General features: G+C 69.9%; 19 protein-coding genes and 3 tRNA genes. 8 read left to right on the plus strand and 14 right to left on the minus strand.

All coding sequences use genetic code 11. The features are described 5' to 3' along the window. The first annotated feature begins 18 nt into the window (after positions 1–18). Entirely contained in the window at positions 19–1,407 is a 1,389-nt protein-coding gene (locus tag LOY02_RS03990) for an FAD-binding oxidoreductase (RefSeq protein ID WP_317181039.1), read from the plus strand. Between the two features lie 82 nt (positions 1,408–1,489). On the opposite strand, the gene rplL is transcribed toward LOY02_RS03990, so the two are convergent. Together rplL and rplJ are read right to left on the minus strand one after the other, a co-directional pair. Then, positions 1,490–1,882 carry a 50S ribosomal protein L7/L12 gene (gene rplL, locus LOY02_RS03995; RefSeq protein ID WP_317181040.1) on the minus strand — a complete coding sequence of 131 codons (393 nt, stop codon included), beginning with the start codon at positions 1,880–1,882 and terminating at the stop codon, positions 1,490–1,492. A 69-nt stretch (positions 1,883–1,951) separates the two neighbouring features. After that, on the minus strand, positions 1,952–2,566 hold the full coding sequence (gene rplJ / locus LOY02_RS04000; RefSeq protein WP_317181041.1) for a 50S ribosomal protein L10: 615 nt from the start codon (positions 2,564–2,566) through the stop codon (positions 1,952–1,954). 359 nt (positions 2,567–2,925) lie between these two features. Between rplJ and LOY02_RS04005 the strand changes: the two genes are divergently transcribed. Then, on the plus strand, positions 2,926–3,696 hold the full coding sequence (locus LOY02_RS04005; protein WP_317181042.1) for a DUF3152 domain-containing protein: 771 nt from the start codon (positions 2,926–2,928) through the stop codon (positions 3,694–3,696). A gap of 66 nt (positions 3,697–3,762) precedes the next feature. On the opposite strand, the gene rplA is transcribed toward LOY02_RS04005, so the two are convergent. The 5 genes from rplA to LOY02_RS04030 form a co-directional block, all read right to left on the minus strand. Then, positions 3,763–4,482 (minus strand): 50S ribosomal protein L1, encoded by a 720-nt coding sequence (gene rplA / locus LOY02_RS04010; RefSeq protein ID WP_317181043.1) that lies wholly within the window; start codon positions 4,480–4,482, stop codon positions 3,763–3,765. Positions 4,483–4,812: 330 nt separating this feature from the next. Continuing rightward, complete coding sequence (rplK, locus tag LOY02_RS04015; protein ID WP_317181044.1) at positions 4,813–5,244, minus strand: 50S ribosomal protein L11; 432 nt, start codon at positions 5,242–5,244, stop codon at positions 4,813–4,815. A 211-nt stretch (positions 5,245–5,455) separates the two neighbouring features. Then, positions 5,456–6,256 carry a transcription termination/antitermination protein NusG gene (nusG, locus tag LOY02_RS04020; RefSeq protein WP_317181045.1) on the minus strand — a complete coding sequence of 267 codons (801 nt, stop codon included), beginning with the start codon at positions 6,254–6,256 and terminating at the stop codon, positions 5,456–5,458. A 55-nt stretch (positions 6,257–6,311) separates the two neighbouring features. Beyond that, entirely contained in the window at positions 6,312–6,575 is a 264-nt protein-coding gene (secE, locus tag LOY02_RS04025; protein WP_317181046.1) for a preprotein translocase subunit SecE, read from the minus strand. 105 nt (positions 6,576–6,680) lie between these two features. After that, positions 6,681–6,753, minus strand: a tRNA-Trp gene (locus tag LOY02_RS04030). 201 nt (positions 6,754–6,954) lie between these two features. Here LOY02_RS04030 and LOY02_RS04035 point away from each other — a divergent pair. From LOY02_RS04035 to LOY02_RS04050, 4 genes are all read left to right on the plus strand, one after another. Then, a complete protein-coding gene (locus tag LOY02_RS04035; protein WP_317181047.1) occupies positions 6,955–8,274 on the plus strand; it encodes an aminotransferase class I/II-fold pyridoxal phosphate-dependent enzyme in 1,320 nt (439 codons plus the stop codon). Between the two features lie 28 nt (positions 8,275–8,302). Further along, entirely contained in the window at positions 8,303–8,800 is a 498-nt protein-coding gene (locus tag LOY02_RS04040) for a DUF5709 domain-containing protein (protein WP_317181048.1), read from the plus strand. Positions 8,801–8,872: 72 nt separating this feature from the next. Beyond that, complete coding sequence (locus LOY02_RS04045) at positions 8,873–9,931, plus strand: adenosine deaminase (protein ID WP_317181049.1); 1,059 nt, start codon at positions 8,873–8,875, stop codon at positions 9,929–9,931. A gap of 157 nt (positions 9,932–10,088) precedes the next feature. Beyond that, entirely contained in the window at positions 10,089–10,778 is a 690-nt protein-coding gene (locus tag LOY02_RS04050; protein WP_317181050.1) for a hypothetical protein, read from the plus strand. Between the two features lie 19 nt (positions 10,779–10,797). On the opposite strand, the gene LOY02_RS04055 is transcribed toward LOY02_RS04050, so the two are convergent. From LOY02_RS04055 to LOY02_RS04080, 6 genes are all read right to left on the minus strand, one after another. Next, on the minus strand, positions 10,798–11,871 hold the full coding sequence (locus LOY02_RS04055; protein WP_317181051.1) for a UDP-N-acetylmuramate dehydrogenase: 1,074 nt from the start codon (positions 11,869–11,871) through the stop codon (positions 10,798–10,800). A gap of 11 nt (positions 11,872–11,882) precedes the next feature. Then, positions 11,883–12,329: a MaoC family dehydratase gene (locus LOY02_RS04060; RefSeq protein ID WP_317181052.1), complete on the minus strand. Its 447-nt coding sequence runs from the start codon at positions 12,327–12,329 to the stop codon at positions 11,883–11,885. Next, positions 12,329–12,775 carry a MaoC family dehydratase N-terminal domain-containing protein gene (locus tag LOY02_RS04065; RefSeq protein ID WP_317181053.1) on the minus strand — a complete coding sequence of 149 codons (447 nt, stop codon included), beginning with the start codon at positions 12,773–12,775 and terminating at the stop codon, positions 12,329–12,331. Before LOY02_RS04065 ends, LOY02_RS04060 begins: the two co-directional genes overlap by 1 nt. 126 nt (positions 12,776–12,901) lie before the next feature. Beyond that, positions 12,902–13,072, minus strand: a complete 171-nt coding sequence (gene rpmG, locus LOY02_RS04070) for a 50S ribosomal protein L33 (protein ID WP_317181054.1) — start codon at positions 13,070–13,072, stop codon at positions 12,902–12,904. 126 nt (positions 13,073–13,198) lie between these two features. After that, positions 13,199–13,275, minus strand: a tRNA-Met gene (locus LOY02_RS04075). Positions 13,276–13,320: 45 nt separating this feature from the next. Further along, positions 13,321–13,393, minus strand: a tRNA-Thr gene (locus LOY02_RS04080). A 139-nt stretch (positions 13,394–13,532) separates the two neighbouring features. On the opposite strand from LOY02_RS04080, the gene LOY02_RS04085 reads away from it, so the two are divergent. Beyond that, positions 13,533–14,774 (plus strand): AI-2E family transporter, encoded by a 1,242-nt coding sequence (locus LOY02_RS04085; RefSeq protein WP_317181055.1) that lies wholly within the window; start codon positions 13,533–13,535, stop codon positions 14,772–14,774. A 77-nt stretch (positions 14,775–14,851) separates the two neighbouring features. Here LOY02_RS04085 and LOY02_RS04090 read toward each other — a convergent pair whose 3' ends face one another. Further along, entirely contained in the window at positions 14,852–15,727 is an 876-nt protein-coding gene (locus tag LOY02_RS04090; RefSeq protein ID WP_317181056.1) for a hypothetical protein, read from the minus strand. A gap of 72 nt (positions 15,728–15,799) precedes the next feature. Here LOY02_RS04090 and LOY02_RS04095 point away from each other — a divergent pair, with 72 nt between their 5' ends. After that, the gene (locus tag LOY02_RS04095; RefSeq protein ID WP_317181057.1) at positions 15,800–16,657 is read left to right on the plus strand and encodes a hydrolase; all 858 of its coding nucleotides are present in this window, start codon (positions 15,800–15,802) and stop codon (positions 16,655–16,657) included. Positions 16,658–16,793: the final 136 nt, after the last annotated feature.

A 16,793-nucleotide genomic window follows, 5' to 3' on the forward strand; every position in this document is an offset into this window, starting at 1 on the left:
TGCGGTTACCGTGGCGTCGTGACGAGCACTGACGCTCCCCCGCCGGCTGACCTTCTCGCCGAGCTCCACGCCGCCCTCCCCGAGGGCGTCCTCACGACCGAGCCGGCGACCGTGGAGGCCTACCGGCGCGACTGGACCGAGTCAGACACCGCCGGTATGCCGCTGGGCGTCGTCCGCGCCCACCGCGCGGAGGACGTCGTGGTGACCCTGCGCTGGGCCTCGGCGCACGGCGTGCCGATCGTGCCACGGGGAGCCGGCAGCGGCCTGTCCGGTGGGTCGTGTGCCGTCGACGGCTGCATCGTCCTGTCGCTCGAGCGGATGCGCGCGATCGAGATCGACCCGGCCACGCGGACCGCCATCGTCGAGCCCGGAGCGCTCAACGCGGAGGTCAAGCAGGCCGCCGCCGAGCACGGACTCTGGTACCCGCCCGACCCGTCGTCCTTCGAGATCTGCTCCATCGGTGGGAACATCGCGACCAACGCAGGAGGGCTCTGCTGCGTCAAGTACGGCGTGACGACCGACTACGTGCTCGGACTCGACGTGGTCCTCGCCGACGGCACGCTCGTGCACCTCGGCGGGAAGCGGATCAAGGACGTCGCGGGGCTCTCGCTGCTCAAGCTCTTCGTCGGGAGCGAGGGAACCCTCGGCGTCGTCACCCGCGCGATCCTGCGACTCGTGCCGGCACGACCTCCCGCGGCGACACTCGTCGCCACCTTCCCCACCGTGGCCGCATCGGCCCGCGCCGTCGTCGCCATCGGCCGGCACCTGCGACCCTCGATGCTCGAGCTGATGGACAACGCGTCGATCAACGCCGTGGAGGACTACCAGCAGATGGGGCTGGACCGCACCGCAGGAGCGCTGCTCCTCGCCCAGTCCGACGCGCCGGGAGCCGCACGAACCGAGGAGATCGAGCTCATCCGGGCAGCCTGCGAGACCGAGGGCGCCGTGGAGTGCTTCGTCACCGACGACCCGGACGAGGGCGAGCTCTTCGCGGCCGCCCGGCGGGCGGCGTTCCCTGCCATCGAGAAGCTCGGCTCCCTCATGCTCGAGGACGTCGGCGTGCCCATCCCGCTCCTGCCCGAGCTGCTCGACGGCATCGCGGCGATCGCCGAGGCCCACGAGGTCCAGATCCCCGTCGTCGCCCACGCCGGCGACGGCAACACCCACCCGATCATCGTCTACCCACGCGGCGACGAGGCTGCACGGCAGCGGGCCGCCATCGCCTTCGGCGAGGTGATGCAGCTCGCCATCCGACTGGGCGGCACCATCACCGGCGAGCATGGAGTCGGGCGGCTCAAGCGGGTCGCCCTCGCGGACCAGCTCGGCCCCGACGTCATGGCGCTGACCCAGCGGGTCAAGGCGGCCCTCGACCCGCAGGGCATCCTCAACCCGGGCGCAGCGATCTGAGCGGAAGCAGAAGGCGGGCCCGACCGTGATGGTCGGACCCGCCTTGCAGATGCTGTTGGAGCCCCGGGCTAGCCGGGACGGCTCACTTGAGCTCGACGGTCGCGCCGGCGCCCTCGAGCTGCTCCTTGGCCTTCTCGGCCGCAGCCTTGTCGACCTTCTCGAGGACGGGCTTCGGGGCGCCGTCGACGAGGTCCTTGGCCTCCTTGAGGCCGAGGCTCGTGAGCGCGCGGACCTCCTTGATGACCTGGATCTTCTTGTCACCGGCAGCGGTGAGGATGACGTCGAACTCGTCCTTCTCCTCCTCCGCGGCGCCGGCGTCGCCGCCGCCCGCCGGAGCGCCCGCAGCCGCAACAGCGACCGGAGCGGCAGCGGTGACCTCGAAGGTCTCCTCGAACATCTTCACGAACTCGGAGAGCTCGATGAGGGTCATCTCCTTGAAAGCGTCAAGGAGCTCGTCGGTGCTGAGCTTCGCCATGATGGCTTCCTTCCTTCTTATTGCCGTGAGTGGCGGTTTGATGTGTCGAGCTGGAACCCGCAGGACGGGTCAGCTCTCGTCGCCACCCTCGGCGACGTCGGTGGTTGCCTCGGCGGCCGCAGCCTCCGTGGCGGGAGCCTCGTCGGCGGCAGCCGGCGAAGCAGGACCCTCGGCCTCGACCTTTGCGCGCAGGGCGTCGACCACGCGGGCCGTCTGCGACAGAGGTGCGGCGAAGAGGTAGACGGCCTTGTTGAGCGAGCCCTTCATGGCGCCCGCCAGCTTGGCCAGCAGAACCTCGCGGGACTCGAGGTCCGCAAGCTTCGTGATCTCCTCGGGGGTCAAGGCCTTGCCGTCGAGGACGCCGGCCTTGATCACGAGGAGGGGGTGTGCCTTGGCGAAGTCACGCAGGCCCTTGGCCGCCTCGACCGGGTCACCGGTGACGAAGGCGATGGCTGACGGGCCCTGGAGGTAGCCGTCGAAGGCCGTGATCCCGGCCTCCTTCGCGGCGCGCTCCGTGAGCGTGTTCTTGACCACGGCGTAGGTGGCGTGTCCTCGGATCGAGTTGCGCAGCTCGGACAGCTGCTGCACCGTCAGGCCGCGGTACTCGGTGAGAACGGCCGCGCCGGACTCACGGAACTTGTCCGCGATCTCGGCGATGGCTGCCGACTTCTCGGGGTTTGCCATCGGGGCCTCCCTTCCCATGCGTCGTGCCGCCGGAGCAGGATCGAGGGGCCCACACGACAAGAGCCCCGGCGCAGGCGCACGGGGCTCACAAGGACATACATGGCGTATGCCGCTGGGCTGGTGTCCTGCGCTGGCTGCCCACATCGTGTGGAACCTTCGGGAGGGGCGTGTGCCCACGTCCTCCAACCGGCGGTCATTGGTCGTCGACCAGACTACGGGCTGGTGCGCCGTCGGCCAAATCGCTCGGCTCCCGCCCGGGGTGCTCGTCATCGTGCCCCGCATCACCTAGCGTGTGAACCATGCGCACGGAAGGACCGGCTGGGCCTTCACGCCGTCCAGGCCCTCGAGCCCGTCGGCGGTTGCGCCGCCAGCGGGCACTGGCCGGCGCAGCCGTGGCGGCATGCCTCGTCGCCGACGTGTGGACGGTCGCCCTCGCGGCAAACGACCCGGGTGCGAGCGGTGCCGTCGCCACGCTGACCCGTGTGTCGACCGACGTCGGGCTCCGGACCGCCACCGGCGGCGGAACTCCCGAGGGACAACCCGCGCCCCAGACGCCACGGGTCGTCGACCGTGGTGACGGACACCTCAGGCCCGTGGCCATGCCAGAGGGTGCCCTGCGGACGGCGACGGAGGGACGTCGGGTCCGGGTCGGGATCGAGGTGGAGGGCGGACTGCCCGTCGAGGCCACGGACTTCGCAGCCGCGGTCGCCGCGACCCTCTCCGACGAGCGTGGGTGGCAGGGCCCGGGTGTCAAGGACCGAGTCAGGTTCGTCGAGGTGCCGCCCGCGGACCTCGCCAAGGGGGCCGCGGTGGACGTCCGCATCGCGCTCGCCAGTCCGGAGACGACCGACCGACTGTGCGCGCCGCTGCAGACCCGGGGCCAGGTCAGCTGCCACAACGGGGGCCGGGCCGTCATCAACCTGCGCCGGTGGCAGCTCGGCGCCGAGGCCTACGGCGCCGACCTCGACGGCTACCGCACCTACGTCGTCAACCACGAAGTCGGTCACAGCCTCGGCCACGGCCACGCCTACTGCTCCGGGCCCGGCGAGGTCGCGCCCGTGATGATGCAGCAGACCTACGGCCTCAAGGGGTGCACGGCCTGGCCGTGGCCCTCGGCCACGTCCGGCTGAGCAGGTCTCCAACCGCGCGAGCCCGCCACCCGGAAGGGTGACGGGCTCGCGCCGTGACGGCCGGGCTCAGGCCTGGGTGTCCTCCTCGACGAGGAGGTTGCGCGTCTTGCTGTAGTCGAGCGGGATGCCCGGGCCCATCGTCGTGCTGATCGTGGCCTTCTCGATGTAGCGCCCCTTCGAGCTGGCCGGCTTGAGCCGCAGGATCTCCTCGAGGGCAGCGGCGTAGTTCTCGACGAGCGACTTCTCGTCGAAGGAGGCCTTGCCGATGATGAAGTGGAGGTTCGCGTGCTTGTCGACGCGGAACTCGATCTTGCCGCCCTTGATGTCGGTGACGGCCTTCGCCACGTCCATGGTCACGGTGCCGGTCTTCGGGTTCGGCATCAGGCCACGGGGACCGAGCACCTTGCCGAGACGCCCGACCTTGCCCATCATGTCGGGAGTCGCCACGACCGCATCGAAGTCGAGCCAGCCGCCCTGGACCTTCTCCAGCATGTCGTCCGAGCCGACGTAGTCCGCTCCTGCCGCGCGCGCTGCCTCGGCCTTCTCGGCGTTGGCGAAGACGAGCACGCGGGCGGTCTTGCCCGTGCCGTGCGGCAGGTTGACCGTGCCGCGGACGGCCTGGTCGGCCTTGCGCGGGTCGACGCCGAGCCGCATCGCGACCTCGACCGTCTCGTCGTACTTGGCCTTGGCCGTCTGCTTGGCGACGCGGACGGCCTCGAGGGGCGCGTAGACCTTGCCGGGCGTGATGAGCTCGGCGGCTGCGCGGTAGTTCTTGCTGCGCTTCATGGGTGCTCCTGTGGTGATCGGTGGAGTCGTGGTGCGGGCCAGCGCCGGCCCTCCCACGTGACCCCAGCAGCCGTATGCCGCTGGGCTCGGTTCCCGGGTCCCTCCCGTCACGTGACGGCGGGCACCGGGAGAAGTCAGAGCTCCGTTGTCAGAGCTCCGTGCTCAATTGTCGCTCATCCTCGGTTCCGTTCCGGCCGGGTGCCTCGCAAGCTCGGCCCCCAACCTGCACTGCACCTTCGTCAGAGCTCCGTGCTCAACTGTCGCTCATCCTCGGTTCCGTTCCGGCCGGGTGCCTCGCAAGCTCGGCCCCCAACCTGCACTGCACCTTCGTCAGAGCTCCGTGTCGATGCCCATCGAACGAGCCGTGCCGGCAATGATGCGCGCCGCCATCTCCTCGTCGTTGGCGTTGAGGTCGTCCATCTTCATCCGGGCGATCTCGAGGACCTGGTCCCGGGAGAGCTTGGCGACCTTCGTCTTGTGGGGCTCACCGGAGCCCTTCGGGACACCGGCTGCCTTCTTGATCAGCTCGGCGGCCGGAGGGGTCTTCGTGATGAACGTGAAGGAACGGTCCTCGTAGACCGTGATCTCGACCGGGATGACGTTGCCACGCTGGGACTCCGTCGCAGCGTTGTACGCCTTGACGAACTCCATGATGTTGACACCGTGCTGGCCGAGCGCGGGGCCGACGGGCGGCGCCGGAGTGGCCTGACCGGCCTGGATCTGCAGCTTGATGAAGCCTGAGACCTTCTTCTTGGGGGGCATGGATGCCTACCTTCTTCGTTGTGGGCCGACGCCGTGGGCGATGACCCGGTTGCATGCCTCGGGCGGAAGCCCGAGACGGTTCCTACGGGCGCAAGCCCGCACGTCTGGTGTGTGTCTCCCCGCGAGCGACGCATTCAGACGCAACCACGCGGGTGTTTCCGGGGGAACACGGGGGCGGAGGGCGCCGCCGGGCCCGTGAGCCCCCGTGGGTCTAGATCTTGGCGACCTGTCCGAAGGACAGCTCGACCGGGGTCTCGCGGCCGAAGATCGACACGAGCACCTTGAGCTTCTGGGTGTCGGCGTTGATCTCCGAGATCGTCGCAGGGAGGGTCTCGAAAGGTCCTTCCATGACGGTGACCGACTCGCCGACCTCGAAGTCGACGACGGCGGCCTGCTTCGGGGCTGCCGCCTTGGCTGCGGTGGTGCCTGCGGCCTCTGCGGACACCTCGAGGTTCGGGGCGAGCATCGTGAACACCTCGTCGATCGACAGGGGCACCGGCTGGTGCGCATTGCCGACGAAGCCGGTCACACCAGGCGTGTGCCGGACGGCGCCCCAGCTCTCGTCGGTGAGGTCCATTCGAACGAGGACGTACCCGGGCATCCGCACGCGACGGACGAGCTTCTTCTGGCCGTTCTTGATCTCGGTGACCTCCTCCATGGGGACCTCGATCTCGAAGATGTAGTCCTCCATGTTGAGGGTCTGGATACGCGTCTCCAGGTTGGCCTTGACCCGGTTCTCGTAGCCGGCGTAGGAGTGCACGACAAACCAGTCGCCGACCCGGGAGCGCAGGTCGGTCTTGAAGGCGGCGATCGGGTCTTCCTCCTCGTCCGCCGGCCCCGGCTCCTCAGGGGCCTCGTCGGACGGCGCTGCGGGCTCGGTGCTCTCGACGCTGCCGGTCTCCGCGTCCACGACAGCCTCGAGTCCCGCGTCGACCGCGCCGGCCTCGGTGGCCTGGACATCGCTCTCGGCGTACTCGGTGTCGACGCCCTGCTGGGCGAACTGGTCGGACACGCTGTGACCTACTTCCTTGCTGATGTGTTCTGCGGTGCCGCTGCGGACGACGTGACTAGTTGCCCGACAGGGCCCACGCGGCGAGCTTGCTCCACCCGAGGTCGAGGCCGGACACGATCGCCATCATGACCAGGACGAAGACGACCACGACCGTGGTGTAGCGCACCAGCTCGGGGCCGGTGGGCCGCACGACCTTGCGCAGCTCGTCGAGGATCTGGCGCACGAAGAGGGTGACCGCGCCGAAGAGACGCGAGATCGGGTTGCCGCCCGCCGCCTTGCCGGCCCGGCCGGACCCTCGCTTGGCGCTCGTCTCCGTCACGATTCCTACTTTCTGTCTTGGGATGACGCCCGCGACAGCACCTCGACTCCATCCGACGAGGCGTTGAGCCGCGTGCCGCCACGCACGACGACCACATGTGGAACGCAGGGCAAGAGGGACTCGAACCCCCAACCGCTGGTTTTGGAGACCAGTGCTCTACCAATTGAGCTATTGCCCTTCACCGGGTCTCGTTGGGGGATTCCCGGCGGAACGGCAGCGCTCAGCATGGCCAGCGCACCGTCCGGAGGTCGATCATACGGGACAGAGCCGGTCAAGGCGAACCGGCGCCGGGGCGCTGAACCGGGATGGCCCACCTGTGTGGCCACCGGCATACGGACCGAGTGCGACGGGCGCCGCCGTTGGTGGCAGGATCGATTTCGTGACGACGCACACGCCCCTCGCCGACCGCTCCGACGCAGAGCTGACGCGCTTCCTGCTGGACCAGCAGCAAGCCTATGACGAGCTCCGTGCGGCGGGACTGCGACTGGACCTGACCCGTGGCAAGCCGTCGCCGGAGCAGCTCGACCTGTCCGACGAGCTCCTGCGCCTGCCGACCTCGACGAGGGACCGGTCCGGAGGCGACGTGCGCAACTACGGTGGCCTGGAGGGTCTCCTCGAGCTGCGTGAGATCTTCGCCGAGCTCCTCGGGACCGGTCCGTCGCAGGTGATCGCCGGGGGCAACTCCAGCCTGAGCATGATGCACTCGACGATCGTGGACTTCCTGCTCCACGGGGGCGTCGAGTCACCCCGCCCGTGGTCGCAGGAGACGCCGGTGAGGTTCATCTGCCCGGTTCCCGGCTACGACCGCCACTTCTCGCTCCTCGGTTCCTTCGACATCGAGATGGTCACCGTCGACATGCATCCGGACGGGCCCGACATGGCCGCCGTCGAGGCGCTCGTCAGGGACGACCCCACCGTCAAGGGGATCTGGCTCGTGCCCACCTACTCGAACCCGACCGGCGCCGTCGTGTCCCAGGAGATCGCTGCGCGTCTGGCGGCCATGCCGACGGCCGCTCCCGACTTCACGATCTTCTGGGACAACGCCTACGCCTTCCACCACCTCACCGAGGACGAGACGAAGAGCGCGGACATCCTGTCGCTCTGTGCCGCGTCGGGGCACCCGAACCGTCCCATCGTCTTCGCGTCGACCTCGAAGATCACCTACGCCGGTGCCGGCGTCGCCCTGCTCGCCTCGAGCGAGGCCAACATCGCCTGGTACCTGCGGCACCTGTCGGTGGCCTCGATCGGCCCCGACAAGGTCAACCAGCTGCGGCACGTCGAGTTCTTCGGGTCCGCCGACGGGGTCCGGGCCCACATGGCCAGGCACCGGGCCGTCCTCGCGCCGAAGTTCGCGGCCGTGGACGAAGCCCTCGACGCGGGGCTCGCGGGCCTGGGCATCGCCGAGTGGAGCCACCCGACCGGCGGCTACTTCGTCAACCTCGACGTGCTCGACGGCACCGCGTCCCGGGTCGTCGCCCTCGCCAAGGACGCGGGGATCGCGCTGACGCCGGCCGGCGCGTCCTTCCCCCATGGGCAGGACCCCCGGGACCGCAACATCCGCCTCGCACCGAGCTTTCCCGGGCTCGACGAGGTACGCACGGCTATGGCCGGCGTGGCGACGTGCGTCGCCCTCGCCGCGTCGGAGAAGGTCGCGGCTGACCGCGGCCTGCGGGTGGGTACGGCAACCGAGCGCGCCTGACCCGCTGAACCAGGAAGGAACACCCACCATGAGCGGCATCGAGCCCAACGAGAACATCAGCGACGACCTCACGACCTACAGCGTCGACGACGAGGACCAGCTCCAGCCGGAGGACACCCTCGTCAGCGATGACGTCGAGGATGCCCTCGACCGCGGCTACTCGCCCGCGGACAGCCCACGGGGCTCGCAGGCCTTCGGGACGACCGCCTACGAGCAGTCCCTCGAGGAGACGATCGACCAACGCATTCTCCAGGAGGAGTCGGACCCGGCGTCGGCCTATGGCGCTCCGCACAACGAGAGCGGCCTCGACGAGGACCGCCTCGGTGGCGACGACCCGGACGCCATCGCGGCCGAGGACGACTGGCTCGGCGACCAGGAGGTCGGTTCGCGCCGCGCAGGTCGCCTCGTCGCCGACGACGAGGGAACCCACGAGGACACGGAGAAGGAGTCCTGGGCCCGCGACGTGGGGGTCGATGGGGCCGCTGCCTCGGCCGAGGAAGCCGCCGTCCACATCATCGAGGACTGAGCCGCGGGGCGCCCCAGAGCCGGCTCCGCCCTCGGGCGCGGCGATGGAGCGCCGGGTGCCAGACTGGCCCGCATGACCCGCGTCCCGCGCACGGTGGAAGTGCTGCCCAAGGCGCACCTCCACCTGCACTTCACGGGGTCGATGCGCGTCGAGACGGTCCGCGACCTCGCCGAGAAGCACGGGCTGCGCCTGCCCGAGGCCCTCCTCGGAGACTGGCCACCGCAGCTGGCCAAGGCGACCGACGAGCGCGGCTGGTTCCGGTTCCAGCGTCTCTACGACACCGCCCGCGCCTGTGTCCGCGGTGAGGACGACATGCGCAGGATCGTCCGCGAGGCAGCCGAGGACGATGCTGCCGAGGGGTCCCGGTGGCTCGAGATCCAGGTTGATCCCACGTCGTACGCCCCTTTCGTCGGGGGGATCACCCCGGCGATCGAGATCGTGCTCGACGAGGCGCGGTCCGTCTCCGCCGGGGGAGACATCGCGGTCGGCGTCATCGTCGCCGCCAACCGGATGCGACACCCGCTCGAGGCGCGCACGCTCGCCCGGCTCGCCGCCCGGCACGCCGGCTCGGGACCCGGTGAGGTGGTGGGCTTCGGCCTCTCCAATGACGAGCGGCGCGGGATCGTCGCCGACTTCGGCCCGGCCTTCGCCATCGCGCGCAGAGCCGGCCTCGCACTGGTACCCCATGGCGGTGAGCTGCTCGGCGCACAGTCGGTCATGGAGACGTTGGAGCACCTCGACCCGGACCGGATCGGCCACGGCGTGCGCTCGGTCGAGGACCCACAGGTCCTCGACGCCGTCGCGGAGGCCGGGGTCACCCTCGAGGTGTGCCCGGGCAGCAATGTCGCGCTCGGCGTCTATGCGGAGCCACACGACGTGCCGCTGCGCCGCATCCTCGACTCCGGCATCCGGGTGGCCCTCGGCGCGGACGACCCACTCCTCTTCGGCAACCGGCTCGCGCACCAGTACGACATCGCACGTGACCTCGGCTGCTCGGACGCGGAGCTCGCAGAGCTGGCGCGCGGGTCGATCACGGCCAGCCTGGCGCCGGAGTCCATCCGCGCCGCCGCTCTGCGGGACATCGACGCGTGGCTGAGCGACGAGCCGAAGGAGTCCACGGTTCCGGCCTGAGGGACTCGTCCGGATCGTCGACGACCCTCAGGGACGAGACCGTAGGTGCGGTCGGCCAGCGACCATCCATGAGGCCGCGTGCGACGGCCCTCCGCCCGGTCCCGGCGGAGCCGCCAGTTTGCTCGATGTCCGGTCCGACGTTCATGCTGGTCCGGATATGACGACACAGACGCAGCTCACCGCGAGCACCAGGCCCACCCGGAAGACCCGCCTCCGCGGCCCCGCGACCGCTGCCGCAGTCACCACCTTCCTCGTGCTGGGCGCCTGCAGCAGCGAGGCGCCCGTCACGGCCGACCCGACCCGCAGTGCGACCATGCACGCCACCGCCTCCACCACATCCTCCGAGCCTCCGGCGAGCACGACCACAACCGCAACGACCGAGCCGACCCCGACGCCGGAAGCAGGCACGCCGACCAAGCGGGCCGTGAAGCTCCGCATCGAGGACGCAGCCCTGGGGCACGTGATCTCCGTGACGCAGGTCGTGCGCAACCTCCCCTGGCCGTCGGGCAACCCGATTGCCGAGGACGCTTTCGAGATCGTGGGCATCAAGGTCAAGCTGGAAGCCGGCGACCGTTACACGGCCGCTTTGTCGCCCTACCACCTGTACCTGCGCTTAGGCTCGACCGACATCAGGTCGACGAGCGAGTTCGGGACGACCTTCGACAAGGACTACGGCCCGATGGTCAAGCCAGCGAAGCGCGGCGAGACCAAGTCCGGCTGGGCGTTCTTCAAGATCGAGCAAGGGGTGAGCCCGTTGGTGCTCGAGTACCACCGCCCCGCCTACAAGGTGTCGACCACCGGAAAGTCGATCGATGCGAAAGACCTCGTGCGCAAGCTGACCGACTGATCCACTCGGCCGGGCGGCGTCAGAGGGTCTCTCCGACGATCACGGGCTCGTTGACGAGCCGGATGCCGAAGGCCTCCTCCACTCCGTCACGAACCCGTCGGGCCAGGGCGAGGATGTCGGATGTCGTCGCCCCGCCACGGTTGGTGACCGCAAGCGTGTGCTTGGTCGACAGGGCGGCCGGCGCGGGGAGGCCATGGCCCCGGGTGAACCCCGCCCGGTCGATGAGCCAGGCCGCACTCGTCTTGAGCCGCCCGTCCGGCTCGGGGAACTGCGGTGGCGGCGGGGCGTCCACGCCGAGGTGATCGGCCGCGCGCTCGAGCAAGGCCTCGAACTCGGCGCGAGTGAGGATCGGGTTGGTGAAGAACGACCCGCACGACCAGGTGTCGTGGTCCTGCTCATCGAGCACCATCCCGCGCGCCCTGCGTTGCTCCAGGACGGCCGAACGGGCCTCGGTGAGCGGCACCCGGGTGCCGAGCTCGACGCCCAGGCCGGTCGCGAGCGCGGCGTAGGCGACGGGACGGCTGAGGTCGGCGACCTCGAGCTGGTAGAGCACGTCCAGGACGACGTAGCGGTCGGTGCCCTTGAAGCGAGAGTGTCGGTAGGTGAAGCGGCAGTCCGCGTTGAAGAAGGTCCGGACGGCCTGCTCGCGGCGGTCCCAGACACGGACCTGGGCGACGGTCTGGGACACGTCCTGGCCATAGGCGCCGACGTTCTGGATCGGGGTGGCTCCCGTGCGGCCGGGGATGCCGCTCAACGCCTCGATGCCGGCCCACCCCTCGTCGATCGCGCGCACCACGACGTCGTCCCACACCTCGCCTGCCGCCACGCGCACCATCGCTCCGCCGCAGGAGTCGGCGGACTCGGGCGAGATCCCCGAGGTCGCAATCCGCACGACCGTGCCCGGGAAACCCTCGTCGGACACGACGAGGTTCGACCCTCCTGAGAGGACGAGCAGCGGCTCGTCGGCGTCGTCGACCTCACGGACCGCGTCGACGATCTCATCCGTGGTCTCGACCGTGACGAGCCGGGCGGCCGGACCGCCGACGCGCATCGTCGTCAGGGTCGAGAGGGGGACGTCGTGTTCCTCGCGCACGCGCCGGCCGGTCAGTCGAGGCGCGCGATGGCGACGGCGCGACCCAGGACCTTCTCATCCTCGGCCGTCGCGGTCAGCTCCACGGTGACGCGGGAGGACTCCGGGTCGACGGCCGTGACCACGCCCGAGACCTCGACGTCCGCGCCCGTCTCGTAGGGCACGACGACGGGCCTGGTGAAGCGCGTGCCGTACTCGACCACCCTGCCCGCATCGCCGACCCAATCGGTGACGACGGTGACGGCCGCCCCCATGGTGAACATGCCGTGGGCGATGACGTCGGGTAGGCCGACCGACTTGGCGAACGCCTCGTCCCAGTGGATGCGGTTGCGATCGAGAGAGGCGCCGGCGTACTGCACGAGCCGTGCCCGGTCGATGTGGATCGTCTTCGGGGGCAGGGTGTCGCCGACCATGACGTCGGCGGCCCGGCGCACCTCCGTCGGTGGCATCGCTTCGCTCATCACTCGCCTCCTCGGATGACGATGGTGGACGTGGCCGTGCACACGGGCTCCCCGGCCTCGGTGGCCAGCTCGGTGCGGGTGGTCACCATCGCGTGCCCGCCGGCCTGGCGCACCGCGTCGACGTGCAGGATGCCGACGACGGAGTCCCCCGCCGTGAGGGGTCGGTGATGGACGAACTTCTGCTCACCGTGCACGACGCGCGAGAAGTCGATGCCGGCCTCCGGGTCCCGGATCAGCTGCGCGTCGCACTGCTGGGCAACGAGCACGGCGAACGTCGGCGGGGCGATGACGTCTGCGTAGCCACGGGCCCGCGCCAGCGCAGCGTCGGTGTGGACGGGGTCCCCGGAGCCCACCGCCTCGGCGAACTCCCGGATCTTGGCCGCGCTCACGCGGTACGGCTCCGTCGGCGGGTACGTCCGTCCCTGGAAGTCAGCGTTCACCGGCATGGCCGCAGCCTACGGGAGCCGGCCCGGCACCCGGTGCACGAGGTCGGCCGGCGAGCTCAGCGGCATACGGACACAAGAACGCTCCCCCGGCCACTGGCCGAGGGAGCGTGCGATGCGAAGGCGCGGTCAGCGGGTCTCGCGGTGCTCGGTGTGCTTGCCGCAGTTGGGGCAGAACTTGTTGAAGGAGAGCCGGTCGGGGTTGTTGCGCCGGTTCTTCTTGGTGATGTAGTTGCGGTGCTTGCAGTCGGCACACGCCATGGTGATCTTGGGACGGACGTCCGCGCTCTTGCTGGCCACAACAACCTGCTCTCGGAAGGAACTTCGGGTGAATCGGTCTCGGGTCGCGCGCTCGACAGGCGCGCACGCGACGACCAAGAATACGCGAGACCCGGGCGTTTCCTGAAATCGCCCGGGCCCTCGCCGTGGTAGCGGGAGCGGGACTCGATCCCGCGACCTCACGATTATGAGTCGTGCGCTCTAACCAGCTGAGCTACCCCGCCATGGGCTGTCGGGCGCCCCGAGAAGGGCCACTGCCGACGGACCAGAGCCCCAATAGGGAATCGAACCCTAGACCTTTTCCTTACCATGGAAACGCTCTGCCGACTGAGCTATTGGGGCACGGCCAGCCCGTGCGCGGGGCGCTGGACTGACCTGTCGTGCGACGGTGAGACTACACGGTGGACCCTGCGGACCGGAAATCGAGTCTGCCCGCGCGCCACCCGGTGCGGCCGGGGCCGCTCGCTGCAAGGATGCGTCCATGAGCGACGATCCGGGGACCGCCTCCCGCGACGAGCCGGCGGACGATCGCAGGGTGCGCACGCCGAGCGACGCGACGGACGTCCAGATCCACCTCAACCGCTACAGCATCTGGCGCGCGGCCTGGGTCGTCGTCGCCGTCATCGCGCTCGCCGCCCTGGCGCGGTTCGTCCTCGCGGACGCGGGCGTGGTCATCTTCACCCTCATCTTCGCCTTCCTCGCGTCGATCGCCATGGAACCTGCGGTGGCCAAGCTCAGCCAGTCGATGAAGCGGGGGCTGGCCACCGCCATCGTCATGTTCGGCAGTCTCCTCGCGCTCGCCGCATTCCTCTTCGTCTTCGGGAGGCTGCTGTCCGACCAGATCGGCACGTTCGCGCAGTCGGTGCCCCAGCTCGTCGAGGACCTGACGACGTGGGCGGCCGAGCGCTTCGGCGTCGACCTCGACTACCAGAGCCTGCTCGACCGCCTCGGCGTCGGCACGTCGACCCTCACGACGATCGCGCAGAACCTCGCTGGTGGGGTCCTCGGTTTCCTCGCCTCCGTCGTCTCGGCGGCCTTCGGCACGCTGACCTTCGCGTTCTTCACGTACTACTTCTCGGCCGACGGGCCGCGGCTGCGCCGCTGGATCGCCCAGCTCGTGCCGCCACGCCAGCAGGAGGTCTTCAGCCTCGCGTGGGAGCTGGCGGTCCGCAAGACCGGTGGCTACGTCTCAGCCCGCCTCGTCCTCGCCGCGATCAGCGGCGGCCTGGCGGCCCTCTTCATGCTCATCATCGGGATGCCCTACTGGCTGGCGCTCGGCATCTGGACCGGCGTCGTCGCGCAGTTCGTCCCGACGATCGGCACCTACATCGCCATCGCCCTGCCCGTCCTCATCGGCCTCATCGGCGAGAAGCCGTGGCAGGGGCTGGCGGTGCTGGGCTTCGCGATCGTCTACCAGCAGATCGAGAACGTCACCCTCGAGCCGCGCATCTCGGCGCAGGCGGTCAACGTCCACCCTGCCGTGTCGTTCGGCGCCGTCCTCTTCGGGGCGTCACTCTTCGGGGTCGGCGGTGCCTTCGTGGCCGTGCCCGTGGCGGCGCTGCTCCTCGCTCTTTTCGACGTCTACTCCCACAAGTACGAGCTGGTTCCCCACCTCGCTCGGCTCCAGCCCGGCGAGCGAGTGGTGGAGGATGAGCCGGAGGATACCGACGAGGTGCCGAAGGGTGGCGGCTTCTGGGGTGGCCTCGGGCGCCGCTCCCGCTGATGAGGAGGCCGTATGCCGCTGGCCCGGCTCCCGGGCGACGGCCAGGACCGCACCTGCCCGGGGTCGCTGCCGGCGGGTCAGGAGTCGGTGTCGTGCTCGGCGAGCGCCTCCTCGGCGGCGGACTCGGCGGCCTCGCGCCGCTCGCGTTCTGACGTCGCCACCTCCAGCTCCGCGCTGACCTTCGCCAGCCGCTCCCGCGCCGTCACCAGTCGTCTCTCGAGATCGGCGATACCCTCGGTCACCTCCTCACGCCGCGCGGTCAGGACGGCGACCTGGCGGTCGGCGTCCCGGGTCTTGTCCCGCGCGGTCTGCAGGGCACCGACGAGCCGACTGCGCTGGGCCGCTCGTTTGGCTCGACGGCGCTCCTCGAGGTCGACCGCAGCGGCGTCGTCGGCGGGTGGCTGACCGCCGTCCCCCTCGATGAGCGTGAGTGCCGGCTCGTCGTCCTCGATGGCGACGGCGTCCTCGATGTCGACCGAGCCGAAGCCGGAGTAGCTGAGCGCCTTGACGAGGGCTCCCGTGAGGATCTTCTTCTCCGCCTCCTCGTCGGCGATGAGCGCCACGAGTGTCTCGTGAACCTCGGCGAGAGCGCCGGCGCCGACAGACTGTCCGGCGTCTTCCGCGGCGGCCGCGACCTGGAGTCCGACGGCGTCGACGCGCCGAACCCGCTCGCGGCCGAGGGCTCGGAGCTGGTCTGCATCGAGGGTCCGTTGCGCCTCGCGGAGCAGCTCGGCGAACTTCCTGAACTCGGCGAGGTCGTCGGGGTGGGTGCGCACGAAGTGGTTCATCGCCCAAGCCGCAACCGTCGGCTTGCGCAGTTTTCCGATCTGCGTGGCGAGGGCCGCGTCACCGCCGGCCTTCGCCTCGGCCACCAGTTCCGCGCGGAGCGCTGTGAAGCGGCCCGGCAGGGCCGCATAGAGCTGCTGCACGGCGGCGCGCAAGTGGAGGATCACGGAGTCATTCTGTCCTGTCGTGTCGGCCACCGGCCGATCTGGCCCGATGCGGACCAGTCCACCCGCAGCGAAATGGACCTGCCACTTCGACGGACGGTGGGTCAAGGTTTATCAGTGATCTGGATCTGTGCGACGTGCGGCGTGGAGACGGGTGACTCCGTGACCCCTCCCGATGTGTGTGCCATCTGCGAGGACGAGAGACAGTGGGTGCCTGCTGACGGGCAGCAGTGGACCACGCTCGACGCCTTGCGGGACAGGGGGACTCGCATCGTGATCACGGAGGTCGAGCACGACCTCTGGGGCCTCCGGGCAGAGCCGGAGGTCGGGATCGGGCAGCAGACGATGCTCGTCCGGACGCCGGAAGGGACGTTGCTCTTCGACTGCGTCGGCTACGTTGACGACGCAGCGATCGACTTCGTCCAGGGCCTCGGCCCGACGCTCGCCGTCACAGCAAGCCACCCGCACATGTACGGCGTCCAGACCGAGTGGGCCAAGGCCCTCGGGGCCCCCGTCATCCTCGCCGGTCGTGACCGCGAGTGGGTGCGGCGGCCCGACCTCGTCGAGTTCTACGACGAGCACCGCGAGGTGGCTCCCGGCCTGACCCTCCACCGGGTCGGGGGCCACTTTGCCGGACAGACCGTGGTCGAGTGGAAGCACGGCAACCAGGGCCTGGGCGTCCTGCTCGCCGGCGACGCGATCTTCACCAACCCGGATGGCAAGACGGTGAGCTTCATGCGCAGCTACCCCAACCGGCTCCCCTTGTCGGGCAACGTCGTCCAGCGGATCGCGACGCAGGTCGAAGGTCTGCACTTCGACCGGCTCTACAACAACTTCGGCGCAGTTGTCCCCGCCGACGCGAAGGCTGTCATCCGATACTCGGCGGACCGCCACGCGGCCTGGGTGCGCGGCGACTACGACCACCTGACCTGACCCTCAACCGCGAGGGTCCGTGGCTCCGGACCCTCGTCACGCGCCTCGGCAGAGCGGCTACGTCGTCTGCTCGAGTGCCCGGCGGAGTGCGGCCTTCGCTCCCACCATGGCCGGCCCGTACCAGGTGAGGAGCCGG

Source organism: Intrasporangium sp., assembly GCF_032907665.1.
Taxonomy (GTDB): Bacteria; Actinomycetota; Actinomycetes; order Actinomycetales; family Dermatophilaceae; genus Intrasporangium.

What these genes read in the sequence shown, in the direction of transcription:
- rplK (WP_317181044.1), bottom strand. Translation starts at nt 5,244, where the DNA reads ATGCCCCCCAAGAAGAAGGTCTCAGGCTTCATCAAGCTGCAGATCCAG.
- rplA (WP_317181043.1), bottom strand. Translation starts at nt 4,482, where the DNA reads ATGAAGCGCAGCAAGAACTACCGCGCAGCCGCCGAGCTCATCACGCCC.
- rplL (WP_317181040.1), bottom strand. Translation starts at nt 1,882, where the DNA reads ATGGCGAAGCTCAGCACCGACGAGCTCCTTGACGCTTTCAAGGAGATG.
- LOY02_RS04065 (WP_317181053.1), bottom strand. Translation starts at nt 12,775, where the DNA reads ATGCCGGTGAACGCTGACTTCCAGGGACGGACGTACCCGCCGACGGAG.
- LOY02_RS04095 (WP_317181057.1), top strand. Translation starts at nt 15,800, where the DNA reads ATGGACCTGCCACTTCGACGGACGGTGGGTCAAGGTTTATCAGTGATC.
- LOY02_RS04085 (WP_317181055.1), top strand. Translation starts at nt 13,533, where the DNA reads ATGAGCGACGATCCGGGGACCGCCTCCCGCGACGAGCCGGCGGACGAT.
- LOY02_RS04050 (WP_317181050.1), top strand. Translation starts at nt 10,089, where the DNA reads ATGACGACACAGACGCAGCTCACCGCGAGCACCAGGCCCACCCGGAAG.
- LOY02_RS04045 (WP_317181049.1), top strand. Translation starts at nt 8,873, where the DNA reads ATGACCCGCGTCCCGCGCACGGTGGAAGTGCTGCCCAAGGCGCACCTC.
- rplJ (WP_317181041.1), bottom strand. Translation starts at nt 2,566, where the DNA reads ATGGCAAACCCCGAGAAGTCGGCAGCCATCGCCGAGATCGCGGACAAG.
- LOY02_RS04060 (WP_317181052.1), bottom strand. Translation starts at nt 12,329, where the DNA reads ATGAGCGAAGCGATGCCACCGACGGAGGTGCGCCGGGCCGCCGACGTC.
- LOY02_RS04040 (WP_317181048.1), top strand. Translation starts at nt 8,303, where the DNA reads ATGAGCGGCATCGAGCCCAACGAGAACATCAGCGACGACCTCACGACC.